Source organism: Chryseobacterium sp. IT-36CA2, from assembly GCF_949767875.1.
Lineage (GTDB): Bacteria > Bacteroidota > Bacteroidia > Flavobacteriales > Weeksellaceae > Chryseobacterium.
The window spans coordinates 413,359-435,695 of sequence record NZ_CATKPG010000021.1 but is presented as its reverse complement, the minus strand read 5'-3'; the positions used below and the strand labels follow the sequence as shown (position 1 = coordinate 435,695).

17 protein-coding genes are annotated in these 22,337 nt (G+C 36.8%); 1 reads left to right on the top strand and 16 read right to left on the bottom strand.

Annotated features, from left to right (window positions below; translation table 11 throughout):
- Positions 1–23 precede the first annotated feature (23 nt).
- From ACM6F9_RS13420 to ACM6F9_RS13365, 12 genes are all read right to left on the bottom strand, one after another.
- Positions 24–2,102, bottom strand: a complete 2,079-nt coding sequence (locus ACM6F9_RS13420; protein ID WP_414846178.1) for an LTA synthase family protein — start codon at positions 2,100–2,102, stop codon at positions 24–26.
- A 168-nt stretch (positions 2,103–2,270) separates the two neighbouring features.
- Positions 2,271–2,789 (bottom strand): 6,7-dimethyl-8-ribityllumazine synthase, encoded by a 519-nt coding sequence (gene ribH, locus ACM6F9_RS13415; RefSeq protein WP_414846177.1) that lies wholly within the window; start codon positions 2,787–2,789, stop codon positions 2,271–2,273.
- Between the two features lie 3 nt (positions 2,790–2,792).
- Entirely contained in the window at positions 2,793–3,500 is a 708-nt protein-coding gene (locus tag ACM6F9_RS13410) for a tetratricopeptide repeat protein (protein ID WP_414846176.1), read from the bottom strand.
- Positions 3,501–3,729: 229 nt separating this feature from the next.
- Entirely contained in the window at positions 3,730–4,266 is a 537-nt protein-coding gene (locus ACM6F9_RS13405) for an adenine phosphoribosyltransferase (RefSeq protein ID WP_414846175.1), read from the bottom strand.
- 3 nt (positions 4,267–4,269) lie between these two features.
- A complete protein-coding gene (locus tag ACM6F9_RS13400) occupies positions 4,270–5,469 on the bottom strand; it encodes a hypothetical protein (protein WP_414846174.1) in 1,200 nt (399 codons plus the stop codon).
- A 116-nt stretch (positions 5,470–5,585) separates the two neighbouring features.
- Positions 5,586–6,602, bottom strand: a complete 1,017-nt coding sequence (locus tag ACM6F9_RS13395) for a hypothetical protein (protein WP_414846173.1) — start codon at positions 6,600–6,602, stop codon at positions 5,586–5,588.
- Between the two features lie 140 nt (positions 6,603–6,742).
- Positions 6,743–8,074, bottom strand: coding sequence for a quinol:cytochrome C oxidoreductase (locus tag ACM6F9_RS13390; RefSeq protein ID WP_103247875.1), 1,332 nt, complete (start codon positions 8,072–8,074; stop codon positions 6,743–6,745).
- 8 nt (positions 8,075–8,082) lie between these two features.
- Complete coding sequence (locus ACM6F9_RS13385) at positions 8,083–8,769, bottom strand: c-type cytochrome (RefSeq protein WP_129038798.1); 687 nt, start codon at positions 8,767–8,769, stop codon at positions 8,083–8,085.
- Between the two features lies 1 nt (position 8,770).
- Positions 8,771–9,292, bottom strand: coding sequence for a DUF3341 domain-containing protein (locus ACM6F9_RS13380; protein ID WP_047376185.1), 522 nt, complete (start codon positions 9,290–9,292; stop codon positions 8,771–8,773).
- A complete protein-coding gene (gene nrfD, locus ACM6F9_RS13375) occupies positions 9,279–10,676 on the bottom strand; it encodes an NrfD/PsrC family molybdoenzyme membrane anchor subunit (RefSeq protein WP_047380200.1) in 1,398 nt (465 codons plus the stop codon). The genes ACM6F9_RS13380 and nrfD overlap by 14 nt, the downstream gene beginning before the upstream one ends.
- Positions 10,677–10,701: 25 nt before the next feature.
- Positions 10,702–13,767, bottom strand: coding sequence for a TAT-variant-translocated molybdopterin oxidoreductase (locus tag ACM6F9_RS13370; protein WP_414846172.1), 3,066 nt, complete (start codon positions 13,765–13,767; stop codon positions 10,702–10,704).
- 23 nt (positions 13,768–13,790) lie between these two features.
- A complete protein-coding gene (locus ACM6F9_RS13365; protein WP_414846171.1) occupies positions 13,791–15,149 on the bottom strand; it encodes a c-type cytochrome in 1,359 nt (452 codons plus the stop codon).
- Positions 15,150–15,333: 184 nt separating this feature from the next.
- Here ACM6F9_RS13365 and ACM6F9_RS13360 point away from each other — a divergent pair, with 184 nt between their 5' ends.
- Positions 15,334–15,891, top strand: coding sequence for an SPOR domain-containing protein (locus ACM6F9_RS13360; protein WP_414846170.1), 558 nt, complete (start codon positions 15,334–15,336; stop codon positions 15,889–15,891).
- 53 nt (positions 15,892–15,944) lie between these two features.
- Here the strand turns inward: ACM6F9_RS13360 and ACM6F9_RS13355 are convergent, their stop codons facing one another.
- From ACM6F9_RS13355 to ACM6F9_RS13340, 4 genes are all read right to left on the bottom strand, one after another.
- Positions 15,945–17,222, bottom strand: a complete 1,278-nt coding sequence (locus tag ACM6F9_RS13355; RefSeq protein ID WP_414846169.1) for a DUF6080 domain-containing protein — start codon at positions 17,220–17,222, stop codon at positions 15,945–15,947.
- 76 nt (positions 17,223–17,298) lie between these two features.
- Positions 17,299–18,255 carry a choice-of-anchor J domain-containing protein gene (locus ACM6F9_RS13350; RefSeq protein ID WP_414846168.1) on the bottom strand — a complete coding sequence of 319 codons (957 nt, stop codon included), beginning with the start codon at positions 18,253–18,255 and terminating at the stop codon, positions 17,299–17,301.
- Between the two features lie 83 nt (positions 18,256–18,338).
- Positions 18,339–19,880 carry a protein adenylyltransferase SelO gene (locus ACM6F9_RS13345; protein WP_414846167.1) on the bottom strand — a complete coding sequence of 514 codons (1,542 nt, stop codon included), beginning with the start codon at positions 19,878–19,880 and terminating at the stop codon, positions 18,339–18,341.
- 75 nt (positions 19,881–19,955) lie between these two features.
- Positions 19,956–22,334 carry a transglycosylase domain-containing protein gene (locus ACM6F9_RS13340; RefSeq protein ID WP_414846166.1) on the bottom strand — a complete coding sequence of 793 codons (2,379 nt, stop codon included), beginning with the start codon at positions 22,332–22,334 and terminating at the stop codon, positions 19,956–19,958.
- Positions 22,335–22,337: the final 3 nt, after the last annotated feature.

The following is a 22,337-nucleotide window of genomic DNA, read 5'->3' as shown; positions in this document are numbered from 1 at the left end:
ATAAGCGAAAAATATCTAGATGTTTATCTGTTAAGCTGTTTTGTTTTTAACCAATAAGAAGTAGACTGATAAGCTGATACGGCATCATCTACCAATTTCTGATCTGTATTTTTCAATAATTTCTCGTCGTAATACAGCTTGAATGCCGGTGCCAGATCACTTTTTTCAAGTTCTAAAGAATACTGTTTTACCTTCTTTACCGGAGAAATAATCGTTAGATGGCCATCTTTTACAAAGCCTAAATCCTGATATGTTGCAATATAAGCCTTAGGTTGGAATTCTTTTTTGAAAACATCCTGTCCCAAAAATTTAGATTGATAATTGAAATTAAGCAGTCCCATAACGGTTGGCATCACATCGATCTGAGACATTAATCCGTCAAACTTTTGAGGCTGTACAAAACCTTCTGAGAAGACCATTGCAGGAATTCTGTATTTGTCCATTGGAAGTTCCGTTTTTCCGGCACTTGATGCACAGTGGTCTGCAATGATCACAAAAACAGTGTTTTTATACCAGTCCTGTTTTTTAGCCATATCAAAGAATAGCTTAAGAGAGTAATCTGTATATTTTACACCACCTTCACGTGATTTTGCTGTTCCCGGTATATCTATTCTTCCGTCAGGATAAGTAAATGGTCTGTGGTTGGAAACGGTCATCCAGTGATTGAAAAACGGTTTTCCTGATTTTGCTTCTGTATTCATCACTTTAATGGCTTTTCTGGCCATATCTTCATCAGCCACTCCCCAAACATTGGCGAAAGAGATTTCTTCAGGCTTAAAGTTGTTTCGGTCTACAATCCCATACCCGTTTCCTGCGAAGAAGTCCTGCATATTATCGAAATAGCTATATCCTCCGTATAGAAATTTGACATCATATCCTTTGGATTTGAAGACACTTCCGGTTGTAAATTTATTTTTATTGTCATCTCTCTTGATGATACTTTCTCCAGCTGTTGGAGGAATACAAAGGGTTAATGCTTCAAGTCCGCGTACTGTTCTGTTTCCGGTTGCATACAGATTGGTAAACATCAAAGATTTATCTGCAAGGCTGTCCAGGAAGGGAGTAATCTTTTGCGTATTGCCATAATGTTCCATGAAATCTGCTGAAAGACTTTCAATAGAGATCAGTACAACATTTTTCTTTACTTCAGGCTGTTCTGCAACCACAGCCCTTGACAGTGTCTTTTGTGGATACTGGCTTAGGAAATTCTTTTCAGCCTGCTGTTGGTTAATCTGTGAATAAAACTGGAAATAGTCCAGTTCATTATGAGTAAATGCCCAGTAGAACTTAGGAAGTCCATTGGCTTCAATTTCATCCGCAAAAACATTGTCAGACCTGATTTGCATCAAAGATGGGATTGCCAGAGCACTAAGTGCACAAAGCACCATGAAACTGCCCAGAAGAACCATTTTTTGTTTGAAATCCGGAAGTGCCAGCAATTCATCCTTTGTCTTTTTATAAATGAACCATGTGATGGTAAGTGTAACGATCATTATTCCAGAAAATAGAGGAACAACAGGATAGCTTTCCATGATATTCCCGATCACTTCATTGGTATAGATAAGATAATCTACGGCAATAAAATTATAACGAACTCCAAATTCATTGTAGAAGAAGTATTCACTTACTCCGTTGAAAATAATCAGAAGAACATATAATAATAATGTGATGAAATATAGTATGTTACGTATTTTTGTTCTTTGAGTAGGAAGAAAAAGCATCAATCCGAAGAAAAGAGTCTTTATCCCTACAAAAACAAGGGCTACCTCCATGATAGAACCTCCATATTGCTTAAAAATATTGTTCGGAACAAGCCAGATATAAAGGAAGAACAAAACCAAAGCACTCAAAATAATATATCCGTAGGGTTTTTTATATTTTGAGTTGGAAAGAAAGAGGAAGTAAAGCGCGAGAATAGAGCTGGCCAATATGAAAACAAAAATGTCATTCACCAGACCTATCAACAACACTTTTATGACTTCAAAAAATCCAAAACTAGCTGTTGTAATAGGATGAAAAAAGAATACTGTTCTTATTATCAACGAAATAATAAGATAGAAAATTCCTAAATATAGGAAGGGTTTTATTTTGCTTAAAAACATGTATCTACTGTTTTTATTAGTTTTCACAAAGATAGTTTTTGTATAGAACTTTTGATGCAAAAAAACAAAAACATCCCGTTTATTAATAAGATTTATGATTTAGAAATGGGCCAATAAAAAAGGACTATTAAAAAATAGTCCTGATATATTGTAAAGGCTGAACTGCTGCTAAGAGTGTCCAAAACCGATATTTCCCTTTTTATCAGATAATTTCTTTTTGAAATCAATCATTCTTAAAGCGGTAACAGCAGCTTCTACACCTTTGTTTCCAAGATCTCCACCGCTTCTTGCGATAGACTGCTCTTTGGTATCATCTGTTAATACACAGAAAATAGTAGGGGTATCAGTCATGATGTTACAGTCTTTGATTCCTTGTGCTACTGCAGAACACACATAATCAAAATGAGGTGTTTCTCCACGGATTACACACCCTATAGAAATTATTGCATCATATTTTCTCTCTTTGCAAAGCTGCATGCTTGCATAGTTGAGTTCAAAAGCTCCGGGAACAGGGAAAAGTTTGATGTTTTCAGATTTTACGCCTTCTTTTTCAAGTATTTCCAAAGCTGCATCACGAAGATTGTACGTTACAAAATCATTCCACTCAGAAAAAACAATGCCGATAGAAAAATCTTCGGCATTCGTTATATGAAGTGGCTTGTAATCGGAAAGATTAACTGTTGCCATTTTTTAGTAATATTTAGTCATTTCAATATAAGAATCAGACATTCCATTGTCGTAGTCCTGATATTTCTCATCAATTGTAGAGAAGTATTTTTTAGCTTCTGCATTTTTCTTTAATCCTAAAGCTACGATACCTGCTTTTCTTGTGAAATAGTAGGTTGTATAAGGATCATCAGAAGCAGTTGCTGCTTTGTCTAATAAAGCTAAAGCTTCATCATTTTTGTTAAGACCTGATTTTGCATCTGCCATAGCTCCGAATTTCATTGCTACCAGAGTTTTGTTATCAGATGAAAACTGATCTAAAAGATCGTAAGCTTCCTGGAATTTTCCTTCTTTGAATTTCAATAAGCCTGCATTGTAAGATGAAAGTTTACCGATTTTAGTAGAAGAATATTCATTATATGTACCTACAAAACCTGGGTTAGCTGCAGATTTTCCACCTAAAGCGTCTTTATCTTTACCTTCAGTAAGACTTTTTTGAGCAGAAAGGAAACTTTTCACAGCTTCAACGTTCTTTGGAGCAACTACAAATTGCTTGTAAGCGAAGAATCCTAAAACTCCTAAAATTAATGCTCCAAATACAAATCCTAGTGGCTTTGAATATTTTTCAACAAATCTTTCAGTGTTTAAAGCTTCTCTGTCAAGGTCTTTAAAGAACTCAACCGTTTCTTTACCTTCTTGCTCGTTCTGAGCACTCTTTCCCAATTTTGCCATAAGTTTTTAAAAATTGAAATGCAAATTTAATTGTTTCTGAATGATTTACAAAATACTTTGTGAGTATTATTGATGAAATTTGGTGAATTGTTAATTGTAAATGATGAATTTATTAAAAAAAGATGCTTCGACCACGCTCAGGATGACACTTCTAATACTACTTGTTCTAATTTCAAAGTAAATTATTAGCGTTGTCATGCTGAGCCTGTCGAAGCAAATATATTAAATCTTAATATCCTAAAATATGATAGACTTCTGCACCAAATTTCTTCAGTTTTTCATCACCATTCAAGTCTTTTAAGCCGATAAGGAAACTGAATTGGGAAACTGTTGCTCCCTGTTTTTCAACCAACTTTGCAGCGGCTTCTGTAGTTCCTCCTGTCGCTAAAAGATCATCATGAATCAACACCCTTTGTCCAGGTTTTATCTGTCCTTCGCGGGTTTCAATAACAGCACTTCCATACTCCAGGTCATATTTTTCTGAAATGACAGGCGGAGGAAGCTTTCCTGCTTTTCTGATTAAAATGAATGGAACTTCCAGTGCTACTGCAATAGCGATTCCAAATAAATAACCACGGCTTTCTATTCCGCAGACTGCATCTACTTTCCCTTTACTGAAGGCTGCAAGATCTGCAATAACGTCTTCGTAAAGTTTTGGATCTAAAAAGATGGGTGAAATATCTTTAAACTGTATTCCCGGAATCGGAAAATCAGGAATATTTTCAATTGTTTCTTCTAGTTTTCTGATCAGTTCTGCTGAAGCCATGTATTAATTAATTTTATAGCTGGAAATTTTCCACTCTCCATTTACATTTTTAAGTCCGAAAGTAACTTTTAAAGAGGTTGTTTTACCACTTTTATCTGTTACATCATATGTAGCATTTACACTTGCTCCGTTGGCAGTGGCTCCGTTTGTCGTAATATTCTTTACGCTTACATTTTTTACAGCTCCAAAACCTGAATTAGGGTTGGAGAAAGACTCATAGCTTCCCCAGCTTGGATTGCTTGATGTATCGTAAGCTGCTTTTAAATTCTGAGAGCTTACACTGTTCAGGAACTTACTTACTGTATTTTTAGGATCTGCTGTCGGCTGCTTTGGAGTTGCCGGTGCAGTTGGAGTAGTTGTTGCAGGATCTGTAGTAGTTCCTGTGGTAGCTGATGGATTGTTTGGATCAATTACTGCGCTTGGTTGTTCCGGTACAGCAATTGTGTCAGTTTTAGGAACTGCAGGAACTTTTAGGGCTGCTGCATTTACATCAAGCCCAATTTTTGACATTTTGAAAGTTTTGGCTGTTGTTTTTACAGAAACTGTGATATCGATTTTATTATCCACCACTTTTGCCGCAGGAATAGAGGAAAATTTCAGGTTGAATCCTTTAAAGTTATTATCCTGCATCAGGTTTTTAGCGGTAGCCAATTTTACTCCATTGCTGAATACCTCAAGGGTAGCTTCAAGACCAGCTCCTGTAAAGGATACCGGGTTTCCTGCAGTGTCTACAAGTCTTGGAACGATCTGGATAGCTGTTGGAGCTCCGGTTCCATCATCCCCTGTAGGTCTGGTAACAATGTTTAATGATCCGGCTTTCACATCATTAGGGTCGCTTTCCTTAGCTTTGTCATCTCCGAAGATATTCATTTCTCCAAGTGATGGTGGGGCAGTACTTGCCCATTCTATTCCGTTTTTCTGTGCCACTTCGTCTGCAAGAGACATAATTTCAGGTACTTTTTTTCCATTAATCAGTTTTCCAAGAGCTTTTAATTCATTAATATCACCATCTGCTTCTACGCCAAATGTTTTAAGGATATAAAGAGCCTCATTAAACTTAATCTGTTTAATGGTTGGTAAACTGGAAGTCATATCATTGATACTTGACTGCAGTGTTTTAGTATTCGTAGCATCTACATGATCTTTCTTACATGCTGTAAAAAGCAAGAGACTGAAAACAAGTAGAAAAGAAAACTTTTTCATTTTTATTTGGTTTGTTGCAAATTTAATAAAACCTTTATTAATACTGGATTTTATTTTTACTTTATGTTTTCTGGCTCATTGTATTGCTTTTTCGCAGTATCCATAATCCTATATTTTTACTTTTTATTAGGCAGCTCTTTTAGGTCCTCTTTGAAAAAATTACTGAAAATAGTCTGCATATTTGGGAATGAAGAATCTTGCCAGTAAGAGGTTTTGTAGTTACTCTTGTCTTCATTAAATTTTACCTTTTCAATTTCATTGTCATTATTGAAACTCAATTCTGTGGGATAGAAATTAGTGTAAACCGCTATCTGATTATAATTGGGTTCACTTTTATGTTTAAGTTTTACAAAAACAAGTTCATTGTATTCCAGAAAATCTTTCAGTGTCTTTTCTGACCCTTTTTCAAAGGATATATTTAGAATGGTTTTTATATCATAAAATCGATATCCAAAGAATGAAAACTCTTTTTCCTGAAGTATACCCTCAGTTACTTCAATCTGATCTTTACGATCTCCTTTTAATTCTTTAATGAGATTTCTTTTCGTTTTATATTCTTCCGGATTTCCTACATTTTTAAGCTTCGGGATCTGTAGGGATTTGCCATAATCCCATGATGAAGTTTCTTTTTTTTCGTTTTTAGCGTCCGTCAGTCTGAAAACTCTGTATTGTTCAACATTGGTACTTTTCAGTTTTTTGGTTTTGTTATCAAAAATGTAAGTGACAATTCCATCAGCATAACTATTCAATTTATTGTTTACAGTAACATAAGCGTTAAAATTTCCTTTAATAAAAATATATTTGGCGGGTTTATTATTTTTAATGACAACTGTTTCTATTTCCTTCACCTGATCATTGAGCTTAATAACAGGCTGATCAAAATCGGAATATGATAATGTGGCTACAGGAAAATTATTATACACCAGCTGAAACTTTTCTTGTGCCGGAGATATTGTTTGTTTATCAATTTTTCCATCAATATCAGAATAGGCCAGAATATTACCATCTTTTCCAAATACTGAAACTCTTGGAAGAGGCTGATTGGTTTTTTCAGATACAAATGTGATGGTTTGAGCCTGAATAAGGCTGAATAAAAATATAAATAATGAACAAAGGACAAGTTTTGTTTTCATAATAAGAATTTGTTTTTAGTGAATAATCTCATTATAGAGACGCATAAAGGTCAGAATAGTTGCCTGCTGACTGATATGCATAAAAAAAGACTGATCGTTTTAACAATCAGTCTTTTATAATTTTATTTTGTTACAAGTCCTTAGAAAGGATACTCATAAATTTCAGATTCGTGTAAGAATGGGTTTCCTGTAGGAATCAACTTCAGTTTAGATAAAGCTGAAAGTACAGTAAACATAAATAATCCAATTACGAATAATAAAGCTCCCAAGATTAGGATGAATACTTCCGGAGTGTTCCAGTAAGGTCCTACCGTTCCCGGCATTACCATATTGAAATAATCCAAAATGTGTCCTAAGATAACTACTACTGCCATTGTTGTAACAACTTTGTAGTTTCTCTTGATGCTGCTGCTTACTAATACCAATAGTGGTAATAGGAAGTTTACGATCAGCATTGGTAAGAACGTAGTACCATAGTGCTGGAATCTACCAAAGAAGTAGTTAACCTCTTCCGGAACGTTCGCATACCAATAAAGCATGAACTGAGCGAACCATGTATATGTCCAAAGCATACTTGTAGCGAAAAGGAAAACTCCTAAATCGTGTAAGTGGTTGTCATTGAACTGAGGAAGGAATCCGTTTTTCTTAAGATATACACTTAGTAAAATGATTACAGCAATACCACTTGAAAGGCAGCTAACCATTGAATACCAGATATACATTGTAGAGTACCAGTGAGGGTCAATAGACATCAACCAGTCCCAAGCCCAAGCTGCAGAAGCAAATCCGAAGAATGCAATATATCCTACTGCCCATCTGTAAAGGAATTGATATTCTACTTTAGATTTTGTCTCGTCTACTTTTTTAGACTGAGCTTTCAGTTTCCAAGCGAAGAAAGAAGCACCTAGTACATAGATGAACGTTCTGATTGCATAGAAAGGAATATTCAGGAATCTTTTCTTTTCGAATAAGATCACATCGAAATGAGCAGAGTTAGGATCTGTCAAATCCGGATCCATCCAGTGGAAAAGGTGTCCTTGGTGGAAGATATTTAAAAGCATTAAGATGATCAAAATAGCTCCTCCGTATGGAATATAAGAAGCAATAGCTTCCATTACTCTTGTAATAATAATTGGCCAACCTGCATGTGCAGCGTGTTGAATACAATAGAAGAATAATACGGCACAACTTACTCCGAAGAAAAATACAGCTACAAAATGTATTGCTGCTAAAGGCTGATTGTGGATCTGTAGAGTAGCGTGCTCCAGATGAGCAGCATGATCTTGAGGTCCTATCATTTCACTAGAGTGAGTAGGTGCATTATGACCAGAAGCATGAACAGCTTCCATCATTTGTTCAATCTTCTCAGTAGAAATTCCTTTGTTCATAAAGAAACCAATACCAAATAGTACTAAACCTGCAACAAGAAGTATTAAAGAAGTTGATTTTAATTTTGGTGAAAAACTATACATTTCTTTTCTTATTTTTTAGTTTCAGTAGTAGTTTCAGGTTTTGCTTCAGTTGTAGCTGCTGCCGCTGGTGCTGCTGCTCCTTTTTTGAAAGCACTCATCACATACATTGCAACTCTCCATCTGTCTCCAGCGTTTAGTTGTCCTGCATAAGATCCCATCGCGTTTCTACCGTTTGTTAATACATAATGAACAGATCCTACAGTAATTTCTCTGTCAGCATAGTTAGGCACTCCAGAGAATGCTCCACTTTGTACGATAGGTCCTTGTCCATCACCTCCTGTTCCGTGACATGCAGCACAAGTGTGATCAAACAATACTTTACCTCTTTCAAGATCCTTAGCTGCATTAGCTGGGTTTAGAGGAGATACTGTAAGTTTTTTAGAAGCATCATACCCAGCGTTGTACTCGTCAACATTTTTAGGTAATAAGCTTTCTTCAAAAACACCGTCTTTATTTTGAGGAACTGATCCTTCTACTGGAGAAAGACCTGTTGCACCATTATTTTTAACAAAAGCAGGAATTTCATTTTCATGATCTGAATAAGCGTCTTGAGCTTTCATCAATGGATCATAAGCTACCGGAAAATACATATCCGGGAAATATACCAACGGAGTATTCTCCTTTGGTCCGCAAGAGTTAAGTAAAACCGTTGTTAAACCTAAAACTGCTGTAATTTTTAATACATTCTTTTTCATTTTAAGCGTCTTTAACAGTTATTTCTTCAACTCCAGTTTCAATAAGCAACTGTTTTACAGATTCTACATCTTCAGTTACAAATTCCATCATGAATTTATCATCAGTAGTTCTTGGGTCTGGGTTCTGAGCTGGAGCTCCCGGGTACATTTTGTTTCTAACTAAGAAAGTTAAAGACATCATGTGAGCAGCACAGAATACCATTAATTCGAACATTGGAACTACGAATGCCGGCATATTATGTGCCCAGTCAAAAGCTGGTTTACCACCAATATTCTGTGGCCAGTCATGATTCATTACATACCAAGTTACAGTAGCACCAATAGTAACACCATAAAGAGCATATAAGAATGCAGCATCAGAAATTCTAGTTTTCTTTAACCCTAAAGCTTTGTCTAGCCCGTGAACCGGAAACGGAGTATAAACCTCGTTTATTGCGATTCCTTTATCGTTGAATGCTTTAACGCCGTTCATTAAATCGTCGTCGTCAGCATAAAGTCCGTATACAATTTTAGTGGTGCTCATCTCCTTCTTTTGCTTTATAAGTTTCACCTGAGATTTTCAAAATCGATTTTAATTCAGCCTGTGCAATTACAGGGAATGTTCTTGCGTATAATAAGAATAGTACAGAGAAGAATCCGATTGTTCCTAAATATACACCCACATCAATGATCGTTGGCTTAAACATTGTCCATGATCCTGGTAAGTAGTCTCTAGAAAGGTTGATAACGATGATATCAAAACGCTCAAACCACATACCGATGTTGATGATTAATGCAACAATGAATGTCCAGATAATATTCGTTCTAAGTCTTTTGAACCAGAATGAAGCAGGAACCACAAGGTTACAGATGATCAATGACCAGAATGCCCACCAGTAAGGTCCTACAGCAGCACCTGGAGAAAGATATGTGAAATCTTCAAATCTAGATCCTGAGTACCATCCGATGAAATATTCAGTTGCATAAGCTACCGTTACCATACCACCTGTAAGAACGATTACGATGTTCATAATTTCGATATGATACATTGTGATATATTCTTCTAAGTGACAAACTTTTCTAGCGATCAACAATAGTGTTTGTACCATTGCAAATCCTGAGAAGATTGCCCCTGCAACGAAGTAAGGAGGATAGATCGTAGAGTGCCATCCTTTAATTACTGAAGTTGCGAAGTCAAAAGATACGGTAGTGTGTACTGAGAATACAAGTGGAGTTGCTAAACCTGCAAGAACCAAAGAAAGTTCTTCGAATCTTTGCCAGTGTTTTGCTTTACCACCCCAACCGAATGCTAGGAATGTATAAATTTTCTTAGTCCAAGGAGTTTTAGCTCTATCTCTGATCATTGCAAAGTCAGGGATTAGTCCCATGAACCAGAATACAGTTGATACTGAGAAATACGTAGAGATTGCAAATACGTCCCAAAGTAGAGGAGAGTTGAAGTTCCCCCAAAGAGAACCGAATTGGTTTGGTAAAGGGAATACCCAGTATCCAACCCAAACTCTACCCATGTGAATTACAGGGAAGATTGCTGCCTGTACAACCGCAAAGATCGTCATCGCCTCTGCAGATCTGTTTACAGACATTCTCCATCTCTGTCTAAATAATAATAATACTGCTGAGATTAGGGTCCCGGCGTGACCGATACCTACCCACCATACGAAGTTGGTAATATCCCAACCCCAGTTAATAGTTCTGTTAAGCCCCCATGCTCCAATACCTGTTCCGATAGTGTAAGCGATACAGCCGAATCCATAGAGGAATAGAACTAGTGCAGCATATAATGAGATCCACCATAATTTACCTGCTCTTTCTTCGATAGGTCGTGCGATATCTTCTGTAATATCGTGATAAGTTTTGTGACCAATAATTAGAGGTTCCCTTATCGGAGCTTCGTAATGTCCTGACATTTTTTACCTATTTATTATTTAAACTTTATTTTTCTACTCTGTTTCTTACTTTAGTGTGATAGAACACGTTTGGTTTTGTTCCGATCTCCTCTAGTAAATAATATCTTCTGTTGCTAGAATACAATTCTCTCACTTCAGATTCTTTATCATTCATGTCTCCGAAAGTCATTGATCCGGTAGAACAAGCAGCAGCACAAGCACAAGAGTTCTTGAACTCAGCGTCTGTTACTTTTCTGTTCTCTCTCTTAGCTGCTAAAATAGTAGCCTGAGTTTCCTGGATACACATTGAACATTTCTCCATTACCCCTCTAGTTCTTACAACTACGTCTGGGTTAAGTACCATTCTTCCTAAATCGTTGTTCATGTTGAAATCGAACTTATCGTTTAGGTTATACGTAAACCAGTTGAAACGTCTTACTTTGTACGGACAGTTGTTTGCACAATATCTTGTACCGATACATCTGTTGTAAGCCATATGGTTTTGACCTTGCTTACCATGTGAAGTAGCCGCTACCGGACATACAGTTTCACAAGGAGCGTGGTTACAGTGCTGACACATTACTGGTTGGAAGATTACATCCGGATTGTCTGCAGGGTGGTTTAATGCACCTCCGTCTCCGAAAGCAGTACCATACAATTCAGGTACAGCCATTCCTTCTTTCAATCCTTCGTATACTTCTACTTTCTGTCTTGAAGAATAGTAACGGTCAATTCTTAACCAATACATATCTCTGGACATTCTTACTTCTTCTTTACCTACTACAGGAACGTTGTTTTCTGCCTGACAAGCAATTACACAAGCTCCACAACCTGTACATGAGTTCAAGTCGATAGATAAGTTGAAGTGAGGTCCATCTGTATCATCGAAAGCATCCCAAAGGTCAATTTTTCTTGCTGGAAGAGCTCCACTGATAGTGTGGTATTCCAAAGGTTTGTTCCATCCTTTGTGCTCATCATCGAAAGGAACATTGATGAATTCTGCCAAAGGAACTTCTTTAGCGATTTCATAACGACCCATCAATGTATTTTGAAGCTGGATACCTGCAAATTCGTGATCTTCTCCTGTTTTTTCAATTTTAACCCCTGAAACAGCCAGGTTAGAACCGTCAAATAAAGGATAAGCGTTTACTCCAGTGTCTGCAGTTGCTCCTGAGTTTTTCTTACCATAACCAAGTGCAAGACCTACAGATCCTTCTGCCTGACCAGGTTGAATAAATACAGGAACATCTTTTATTGTTACTCCATTTACAGTAAGGTTTACAATAGAACCATCCAGCTGCATTCTTGCGTTAAGATCGTTGTCAATTGCAAACTTCTCTGCATCTTTAGGAGAAATTGTCAAGTAGTTATCCCAAGACATTCTTGTCAATGGATCTGGTAATTCCTGCAACCAAGGGTTGTTTGCCTGAGTACCATCTCCCATAGAAGTCTTAGTATATAGTACCAATTCTAATTCAGAAGCTTTAAAATTTCCTAGTTCAGCAACAGCCTGAGCAGCATTTCCTCCTGCATAAGCTAACGTTGTTGAGTTAGTAGAAGTCGTAATACCGTTGTACAATGCTTTGTTGAAAGAAGTACCACCTAAGATAGAAGCTGAGCTAGCTTTTAAATAATCGTAGTAGTTGTTTGCTGCATTGTTTTTACCGTTCTTCCAAACCAATAGAGATTCTTCAATCTGTCTTGATTTGTAGATCTTCTGGATTGTAGGCTGCATTAATGAATATACTCCTGTCTGTGGTTCGATATCTCCCCAAGACTCTAGCCAGTTTGCTACTGGAATTACAGCTTTTGCTGCTTTGTACATTTCATTTTTCTTATCAGCTACAGCAATTACATAAGAAACTTTAGATAAAGATTTTTTGAAATCTTCTCCTTTTGGATGAGAGTAGATAGGGTCTACGTTGTTGGTAATTAATACGCCAACCTGACCTGCATTTACCCATCCTAAGAATTCCTGGTATCTTGCTTTATCAAATTCTTTAAGGAAGTTCGCTTTACCTGTGAAAGCTACTGATCCTAATTTTTGGTTGATTAAGTGTGCTAAAACCTGTGCTCCTTTAGAACCGTCAGCAAAAACAACAGCTTTGCTTCCTTTTGCTTTCAATTCGTTAGCAATTTCAGTAGCAGTCTTATCAGTAGTACCACCACCTACGATTGCGTTGTAAACTTCAACTAGAGTTTTGTTTACAGCACTTGGCTTTAATCTGTATCTTGAGTCAGCATTAGCACCGGTTAATGACATGTTAGATTCCACCTGAACGTGTCTCAACATGGTTTGACCTGGTTTTCTTGCTGCTGCATAAGAAGTTTCTAAACTAGAAGCGTTATAATCTCCTAAGAAATCAGCCTGGAAAGAAACTACCAATTCTGAACCTTTAAGGTCATAAACAGGTAATGCTCTCTGTCCGAATACTTCCTGAGCTGCATCTAATGCTGCAGAGTAAGGGAAAGCATCATAAGTTACTAATTCTGCTGTAGGATATTTCGCTTTGAATTCACCAAATAACTTTTTGAAAGTTGGTGAAGCAAAAGAGTGTGACAAAAGCACAATCTTTTTACCTGACGCTTTAGCTTCTTCCAAACCTTTAAGAACGAAGCTGTCTACTTTATCGAAAGTTTCGTCTTTACCGTCTAGTTTAGGCTGCTTTACTTTATCATTATCATAAAGAGAAAGTACACTTGCCTGAGCTCTTGCGTTAGTTTTACCTAAATCACCAGCAGCTGGGTTTGGATCAATTTTGATGGGTCTACCTTCACGGGTTTTTACTAAAACACTAGCGAAATCGAAACCATCAAAATATGTTGAAGCGTAATAATTAGGAACCCCTGGAATAATATCGTGTGGTTTTACTACGTAAGGAATCGTTTTAATTACCGGAGCTTCACAAGCAGCAAGAGTTACTGCTGCTGTAGAGAATCCTAGTAATTTTAAGAAATCTCTTCTTGAAGTACTGGAACCATTCTGTTCAGCATCTCCAAGGAAATCTTCTACCGGAATTTCTTCCTGGAACTCTTTAAGAGCCAGCTTACCATTTAAAGCTGGGTCTTTAAGTTCATGAATACTTCTGAATTGTATTTTGTTTGAAGCCATTTATACTTCTAATTTTTTAGTTATTAATAATGACATTTACCACACTCAAGACCTCCAATTGCATCTACAGTGATCTTACCTCCATCTTGTGGATACTGTTTTTTCAACTTGTCATGTAGATTTTTGAAGTACTCTTTATTATAACCGTTGTTCATATCAACCTCAGTCGTTCTGTGGCACTCGATACACCATCCCATAGTAAAGTCGTTAGCCATCTGAACAACATTCATTGTATCAATTTTACCGTGACAAGCCTTACATACAACATCAATTTTGTTGTTAGGGTTCTTTTTGTTGAAAGAATTGATAATCGCTTGCTCACCTGCTACAACGTGCTGAGAGTGGTTGAAGTAAACGAAGTCTGGCATGTTGTGGATTCTTGTCCATTCAACCGGCTGTGTTTTTCCTGTGTACTGTTGTTTTGCAGGATCCCAACCTGTTGCTGCGTAGATCTTCTGGATTTCTCCGTCATAGAATGCCTTATCTTTTCCTGGCTCCATGTAGTGATCTTTGTTGTATTCAGAAATTGTTCTGTGACAGTTCATACAAACATTCATAGAAGGAATTTCAGATACTTTTCCGTATTTAGCACTAGAGTGACATAACTGACAGTCAATTTTCTGTTCTCCAGCGTGGATTTTGTGAGAGAAGTAGATAGGCTGCTCAGGCTTGTATCCTTTGTAAACCCCGATCCACATCAGCCAGTTCCATACTCCGTAAGCAGCTAAAATAGCCAGAATAGCTAATAGACCCTTACCGATAAGGTGGAACTTCTCATACATTTCACTGAATGAACGAACTCTTGTTTCATTCAATCCTGCTAATTCTTCAGACTGACCTAATGTTACTAATTGTCTTAGTTTAACCAAGATCCAAACCAGTAAACCTGCGATCGCTAAAAGTGAAATGATGACAACGTTTGTTGTAGTTTTGTCTGCAGGAGCTGCCGCGGTAGCGTCAGTTGCAGCAGTTGCTTCCGGCTTTTTCTCTTCCGGAGCAGGAGGATTAGTCGTGAAAGCTAAAATGTCGTCAATATCCTTATCTGTAAGATTTGGAAAGACCTGCATTTCAGTCTTATTAAACTTTTCAAAAATCTCATTGGCGTATTTATCCCCAGAAGCCCTTAGAGCTTTGTTGTCTTTGATCCACTTGTGAAGCCAATCTTTGTCTACACCACCTTCTGTCTTTACTCGTTCTACAACCCCCTTTAATGGTGGTCCAACAACTTGTTTGTCCAGCGCGTGACATGCAGTACAATTCGCTTTGAAAAGTTTCTCTCCGTTTTTAGGATCGCCGTCTTGCCCGTAAAATGAAGCACTGGTTGATAGCAATAAGCCTATTGCGATCAACGTTTTTTTATAATGCTTTCTCCAACTAATCATTTAAATTATCTTATGTTAGTAAATTATTGAACATTCAATCAATTCCGCAAAAATAATATTTTTAACAGGAATTTAACGGTATATCGAAAAGGGAAAATATCATTTACGTTTAATTTGTATTGATTCTAAATAACTAGTTTGGTATAGTTTTTTAATTTGTATAAATTTGCGCAAACAAGTTTAAATGAGAAATTTGATTAAAATATTTTCGATATTATCACTATTTGGTTTTTATAGTGTTGGAGCCCAGCAAGTTGTTAAAAAGGACACCCTTTCCGGGACAGAGCTTGTTATGACTATGGATTCCAAAATAAATGCTGCTTTGGAAGGAGTTGAAGGAAAATGTGCTAAAGCTATTCCCACAAATTCTTCTAAAGATTTCAGTTCTAATGATAGCGGAATTTCTACAGGGATCAGTACAAAGCCTCCCAAAATCTATGTTCCGAACAGAGCACTTACCAATGCCGAAATTTGTAGTAAAAATCCTAGAATTTTAGGTTTTAAAATCCAGATTACAACAGTGAAAAGTAATGATGAAGCTAATGAGGTAAAGTCTTATTTCAGAAAAAGATTTCCTAACCTGAAAGTGGAAACGGATGCTTCTTTAAGACCGAATTATAAAATTCTGGCCGGAAGTTATTTTACTAAACAAAGTGCTGCCAGCGACCTTTCGAAGATCAGAGAATACTTTAAATCTGCAGTTGCTGTACAGTATAGAATTTTCTGTGCGGAAGCCAAATAGAAGCGATTCATTTCAATATAAAACAAAAGCTGAGAAATTTTTCTCAGCTTTTTTTATTGGTAATACGTTTCCATGAATGAGAAAAATTCTGCCATCCGATATATATTATTGATCAGAAGATAAATGAATAATACTGCAAGAGTCAATGTTAATAATGAAATCATCTTTGGTGAAGATCTGTAAGCATAAAATAGCCATCCCAAAAGAAGTGGGTAGACAAAAACAAAATGTCCTCCGTAGATATAGGAAGTATGAAGCCCAAACCTCATCACACAATGGATGACAATATCAACGAAAAATGAAATGGCAATAACCTGAACCCATTTATTTTTAAAATTTTTAGAATAACTCCAAATAATAAGGATTAGTAATATAGCTATAAATAAGTAGGGAAAAAGTGATGAGTAAAGGTCCATATAGAGTCCTTTAAAATTAAATCCCTTCATATTATGCTTATCCGAAATAATGAATCCCGGAAAAAGAATATTACCTCCGAAAAAGAAAGAAAGAATCATATCCCATGTAGGCATGGACTCTACATTAGAGAATTTTTCGTACTGCTGATTGGTCTTAGAGAAGATATTCTGATATTTGAAATCAATTCTGTTTAAATAAAGCAAGACAAAACAAATCACAGCAATCATTACTCTTACTACTGCATTTCCGAATTTTTTCCAATCTCTGAAAATATTTTTTTCAAAAAGAAGAGGAATAAAAACTTTTACAAAATTGGTAATGGTAAGACCTCCGATAGTAACTCCTGCCAGTGAAAGAGCTATTGCTGGTGTTTTTTCTTCATTCCTTAGCTTTATCGCTGCATAGTAATTATACAACGAGAGTAAAAACAGAGTGTAAGTGAAGTTCTCCGGAGTGAATGATAGTATTATATTGGTAGAAAAAGCTCCGAAAAATAAAACGATTAAAACACTTAGCCAGAGAGGAACGCAGATGATGTTCTTTAAATATTTAAAAATCTGAACAATATTTAAAGTGATAATGATATTGCTGAGCCATGCCAGGGTAAGTCTGAAGTTGGCATCCATTTTTCCACCTGAAATAAATAATGCGAATTCTCTTACCCAGTTGAAAAAATAATAGGATAGAGGGTGTCTTTCAAAACTACCTCCGGTCATCAGGATAGATTTATTATCAAAACTGAAATAAGCATCCCATGGAATTCTGCTGTCAAAAATAATTCTGTAATGAAGCGCAATATATGAACCTAAAATTCCATAGCATATAATAAAAAACAGAAAAACTGCCAATTCAGTATAAGTGGAAGGAAAAATCAGTTTGAAAAAACTAATGATTTTTGTTTTAATAAAAGACACGTCTTGGATTTTTTGCAAAAGTAAAATAAAAAAACCACCAAAAGTTGGTGGTTGTGTAAAGATTGTATAAACGTGACTATTGTTTGATCACTTTTTCTGTGGTAGACGTTCCGTCTGCGAAGTCTACTTTTAACAGGTAAGTTCCTTTTGAAAGTGAAGAAATATCTTGAGTTCCGGAATCATTTGTTTTAATGGTTTTTCCTGATAGATCAATAACAGATGTTGATTTGATCTTTTTATCGGTCCTGATATTAACTTCACCATTTGTAGGGTTAGGATAAATGAATGTGTTGGTGTTAGCCCGGGAAATTTCATTCGTTGATAACGATTGTGCTGTCGTAATTTTTACATCGTCCAGCATAAACATATATTTATCTGAAGACATGTATTGGAACCCTACTTTCACTGTTTGTCCTGCATACGCATCAAGATTGATAGTGACTTGCTGCCAGCTTGCATAAGGAGCTGTAGAGGTAGCAGGTGAAGAAACAATAGTAAAATTGGCAGCAGATGTGGGATTTCCACTTCCTGTATAAACTCCCACTTTATAACTTTCTACAAAACTCGGAGATAACGCTTTTACCCAGAATGTTAAAGTGTTAGAGCTTGTACCTAAGGTTACTGCCGGTGTTATCAGCCAATCGTTATTAGCAGAAACTCCTCCAGCAGGTACTCCTGCCCATGATACTACACATTTTTGTCCTCCATGTGGGCTGAAATTTCTAATCTCTTCATCAGCTGCAGTTGATGTGGCATTATTGGTGGCATTGCTTGCTGAAAGATTGAATATTTGAAATGCCATCGGACTTGCGGCATTAAGCCAGTTTGCTGTCCAGGATGCAGATGTGGTACCACCAATTACAGGACCGCCACCTGTATACGTATTTAAGCCGTCAAGATCGAGTGTAGTCCAACTGCCAAAGCTGTTAATCGTGAAGTTGGTATAAGACTCGAAGGTCTCATCAAGCAATACTGTTTGGGAGCTTGCTGTTATTCCAATTAGTAAACTTAAAGAAAATACAATTTTTTTCATATTAAAGATTTTCCTAAATATAGTGAAAAATATTTAATATGATGATAATGTGGTATTTGAATAGGTTTTTTGTTGCTGATTTACTAAGAACTGCACGAAAGTGTAGAACATCCTGCAGTGTCATCATAGCCGGATGGCCTTTTGATGGAAAACTCGGGGTAGATTTCCTGATAGGGATTTTCTAAGGCTTTGGTTAGTTTTTCCAGCATTTCTTTTTTTCCATTACTGATCTCTTCAATGCATTCATAAAGAAGGTAGTTTCTAAGAATAAATTTTGGGTTTGTCTTTTTCATCATAGTCACTGAATCTTCTTTCGAAATAGAGTTTAAGCCTAATCTTGCTTCGTAGCTTGTGATGAAATGGCTCAGTTTTTCTAACATTTCTTCATTAAAAGTAATGTAGGAAACTTCTTTAAAATGCTCCTTCAGGTTAGTGTTCGGAGTTATTTTCTCCAGTTGGCTGAAAAACAAAGTGTAGTCTAACTGGAGTTCCTGCATTAATCCCTGCCAATTTGTGAAAAAATCTTCATCCTCTTTTCGGAGCTTATCAAATCCGAATTTTTTACAAAGCATTTGATCATGAGTTTCCCAGAAATACGTTCCGAAATTATTTAAAGTGTCTTCTAAAAACTTTTCATCTTTAATTAAAGGATGAAGAGCATTGGCTAGCTGCCAAAGATTCCACTGGGCAATCTGTCCCTGTTTTCCAAAGGCATATCTTCTTCCGGGAAGATCTGTTGTATTGGGAGTGAAATTCAAATCGTATTCATCCATCATAGAATAAGGCCCGTAATCAATAATTAATCCCAGAACAGACATGTTATCCGTATTCATTACGCCATGTACAAATCCGACTCTGAACCACTCAACCATTAAGTTTGCGGTACGGGTACAGATATTTTCAAAAAAATCTTTGTATTTCTGAATGTCTGATGATGTGATTTCCGGATAATAGTTTTCAATAGTAAAATCGGCCAGTTCCTGTAGAGTGTTGTATTCTCTTTGGGCAGACATCAGTTCAAAATGTCCGAAACGTAGAAAACTTTCAGCAGTTCTGATGACAACGGCTCCTTTTTCAAGCTGTGGATTTCCGCTGTACATAATGTCACGCATTACATCTTCACCGGTAAAAGCCAGACTAAGCGCTCTTGTAGTAGGGATTCCTAAATAATACATGGCTTCACTCATCAGGTATTCCCGTACGGAAGATCTTAATACGGCTCTTCCATCAGCATGTCTGGAGTATGGGGTGGCTCCGGCTCCTTTCCATTGAATTTCGGTTTTTTTTCCGGTATCATTTGTGATTTCTCCTGCAAGAATGGCTCTTCCGTCCCCAAGCTGGCCTGCCCAGTTTCCGAACTGATGTCCTGCATAAGCTGTCGCGTAAGTTTGAACGTTTTTCGGAAGGTTATTTCCAACCAGAAAGTCCAGATCTTTATCTTCAAGTTTTCCTAATCCTATTTCTTTGGATAAGACTTCATTAAAAGCAATCAGCTCAGGTTTATCAAAGCCAGCAGGTTTAATGGTGGCAAATAAAACCTTTGGTGTGTTTCTTTGCATTGGGTTGTTGGAAAAATCACCTGGAAAATTCTCGATAAAAGGTTGTCTGATACGTTCAATATTCATACTTCAAAGGTATTAATTATAAAAGAAAAGACCTTCCAAATTATTGAAAGGTCTTGTATATTTCTAAAAGAGAATTTATTTATTGAAATCTACTTCATCATTGGAGTGAAGATTTTCATTGATATTGTCCTCTTTCTTTTCTGTTGGTTTTTTAGGAGTTGGATCTACCGGTCTAGGATTTTTGATCTCATCAATCGTCTGAAGACTTCCGTCATCTCCATATCCTCCGCTTAAGCCCTTAAGGTTAGCACAGCCATCTTTCCAGTCTGAAGGCTTGATAAATTTATCATCAGGAGTTACTCCTAAACTTTTATCTGCCCATACTTTCTTCATGAAGATAGCCCAGATTGGTAATGCCATTTTTGCCCCCTGACCTTCACCTGTGCCAAAGAAGTGAGTTGCTCTGTCTTCCCATCCAACCCATGCTCCGGTTGCTAATTTTGGTGTGATTCCCATAAACCATCCGTCGGAGTTATTCTGAGTTGTACCTGTTTTACCTGCAATTTCCACTGCTTTAGAAATACCTTTTCTTCCTAATTCTCCTGAAGCTGTTCCGAATTGTGCTACACCTTTCATTAGTTCAATCATGGTGTATGCATACATTGGGTTCATTACTTCTTTCGGCTCTACGTTTACTTCTTTGATTACTCTACCGTTGGCATCTTCAATTCTCCAGATCATTTCTGGTTTGATGTAGTTACCATAGTTGGCAAAAGTACTGTATGCACCTAGCATTTCGTAAATTGTAATATCTGATGAACCTAAAGCAATAGTATTGTTTCTTGGAATATCTTCTGTTACTCCCAGATCTCTTGCAGTCTGGATTACAGCATCTACTCCTGTCATTTCAATAAGTCTTGCAGCAACAGGGTTTTGAGAGTGTGCCAATGCATCTTTTAAAGTAAGCATTCCACCTCTTCCAGGTACATGCCATCCGTTATGATCATAAGTTCCGTTAGAAACTGCTGAACAAGGAGTCATTCCAAGTTTCATGATAGCGGTTGCATATACGAAAGGTTTGAATGTAGATCCTACCTGTCTCTTCCCTTGCTTGATGTGGTCATACTGGAAATGTTGCCAGTCAATACCACCTACCCATGCTTTGATTTCTCCGGTTCCTGGAACCATAGACATTAAACCTGCCTGTGCAATTTGTTTATGGTATCTGATAGAGTCCCAAGGAGACATTTCTACCTCTTCTTCTCCACTCCAGGTGAATCGTGAAGTTTTGATAGGTTTCTTGAATTCCATCATAATAGAGTCATCAGGCATACCGTCCGCTTTCAACAGTTTGTATCGGCCGGTTCTCTTCATAGCCTGAAGCATCACGTCATTGATTTGCTTCTCATTCAGATAATAGAAAGGTCTGTTCTTTCTGCCTCTTTGTTCCGCGTCAAATCTTTTTTGAAGATCTGTTAAGTGTTCCTTGATGGCATCTTCCGCATACTTCTGCATTTTAGAATCAAGGGTTACATATATTTTTAAACCGTCTTTGTAAAGATTTAATTTTTTGCCTGTTTCTTTTTCATGAGTTTCAAGATATTTGTCAATCTCTTTTCTCAGATAAAACTTGTAATAGGCAGAATAATCATCGTTAATATTTTTGATGGGATGATAATCTAATGTAATAGGTGTAGCAGCAGCTTTATCAAATGTAGCCTGATCTATATAACCTGTTTTTAGCATTTGATCCAAAACAACATCTCTTCTTGCTTTTGCTCTTTCCGGATTTCTCATCGGATTGTTTTTTACCGGATTCTCAAGCATGGCAACAAACATCGTTGCTTCGGGTAAAGTAAGCTCTGATGTTTTTTTGTTAAAGTATATTTTGGAAGCCATTTCAATACCGTTTGCATTGTATAAAAAGTCAAACTTATTGAAATAGAGTGTTACAATTTCTTCTTTGGTATATCTTTTTTCAAGACTTACAGCCACTACCCATTCTTTAAGCTTTTGAAAAACAGCTTTAATTTTATTGTCTGCTCTTTTCCCTGTAAAAAGTAGTTTTGCCAACTGCTGGGTTATGGTAGATCCACCACCTCGGCCACCACCAAAAACGACAGCTCTGGCAACAGACTGAAGGTCGATCCCTGAATGTTCTTTAAAACGTTCATCTTCTTTAGCCTGAAGGGCATAAATAAGGAAAGGAGGAAGGTCCTTATAAACGATAGGTTGTGTTTTCTCTTTTTCGAATTTACCCAAAGTAACTCCGTCTGAAGAAATGATCTCTGAAGCTACAAAGATATTTGGATTTTCAAGTTCTTTTACATCAGGCATTTCCCCAAGAAATCCTTGAGATACCGCAAAGAAAAGTCCTGAAATTCCCAGAACTACTGCAACAAGTCCGATCCAAATGAACGAGACCCATTTTCTCCAGGAGGTATCTTTCTTTTTTTTGGGAGGCAGAGGAAATGTTTTCCCCTTATTTCCTGCATTTTTTTTGTTTTCTTCCATTTA

Coding starts and splice junctions, on each gene's coding strand:
- ACM6F9_RS13420 (WP_414846178.1), bottom strand. CDS start 2,102: ATGTTTTTAAGCAAAATAAAACCCTTCCTATATTTAGGAATTTTCTAT.
- ribH (WP_414846177.1), bottom strand. CDS start 2,789: ATGGCAACAGTTAATCTTTCCGATTACAAGCCACTTCATATAACGAAT.
- ACM6F9_RS13410 (WP_414846176.1), bottom strand. CDS start 3,500: ATGGCAAAATTGGGAAAGAGTGCTCAGAACGAGCAAGAAGGTAAAGAA.
- ACM6F9_RS13405 (WP_414846175.1), bottom strand. CDS start 4,266: ATGGCTTCAGCAGAACTGATCAGAAAACTAGAAGAAACAATTGAAAAT.
- ACM6F9_RS13400 (WP_414846174.1), bottom strand. CDS start 5,469: ATGAAAAAGTTTTCTTTTCTACTTGTTTTCAGTCTCTTGCTTTTTACA.
- ACM6F9_RS13395 (WP_414846173.1), bottom strand. CDS start 6,602: ATGAAAACAAAACTTGTCCTTTGTTCATTATTTATATTTTTATTCAGC.
- ACM6F9_RS13390 (WP_103247875.1), bottom strand. CDS start 8,074: ATGTATAGTTTTTCACCAAAATTAAAATCAACTTCTTTAATACTTCTT.
- ACM6F9_RS13385 (WP_129038798.1), bottom strand. CDS start 8,769: ATGAAAAAGAATGTATTAAAAATTACAGCAGTTTTAGGTTTAACAACG.
- ACM6F9_RS13380 (WP_047376185.1), bottom strand. CDS start 9,292: ATGAGCACCACTAAAATTGTATACGGACTTTATGCTGACGACGACGAT.
- nrfD (WP_047380200.1), bottom strand. CDS start 10,676: ATGTCAGGACATTACGAAGCTCCGATAAGGGAACCTCTAATTATTGGT.
- ACM6F9_RS13370 (WP_414846172.1), bottom strand. CDS start 13,767: ATGGCTTCAAACAAAATACAATTCAGAAGTATTCATGAACTTAAAGAC.
- ACM6F9_RS13365 (WP_414846171.1), bottom strand. CDS start 15,149: ATGATTAGTTGGAGAAAGCATTATAAAAAAACGTTGATCGCAATAGGC.
- ACM6F9_RS13360 (WP_414846170.1), top strand. CDS start 15,334: ATGAGAAATTTGATTAAAATATTTTCGATATTATCACTATTTGGTTTT.
- ACM6F9_RS13350 (WP_414846168.1), bottom strand. CDS start 18,255: ATGAAAAAAATTGTATTTTCTTTAAGTTTACTAATTGGAATAACAGCA.
- ACM6F9_RS13345 (WP_414846167.1), bottom strand. CDS start 19,880: ATGAATATTGAACGTATCAGACAACCTTTTATCGAGAATTTTCCAGGT.
- ACM6F9_RS13340 (WP_414846166.1), bottom strand. CDS start 22,334: ATGGAAGAAAACAAAAAAAATGCAGGAAATAAGGGGAAAACATTTCCT.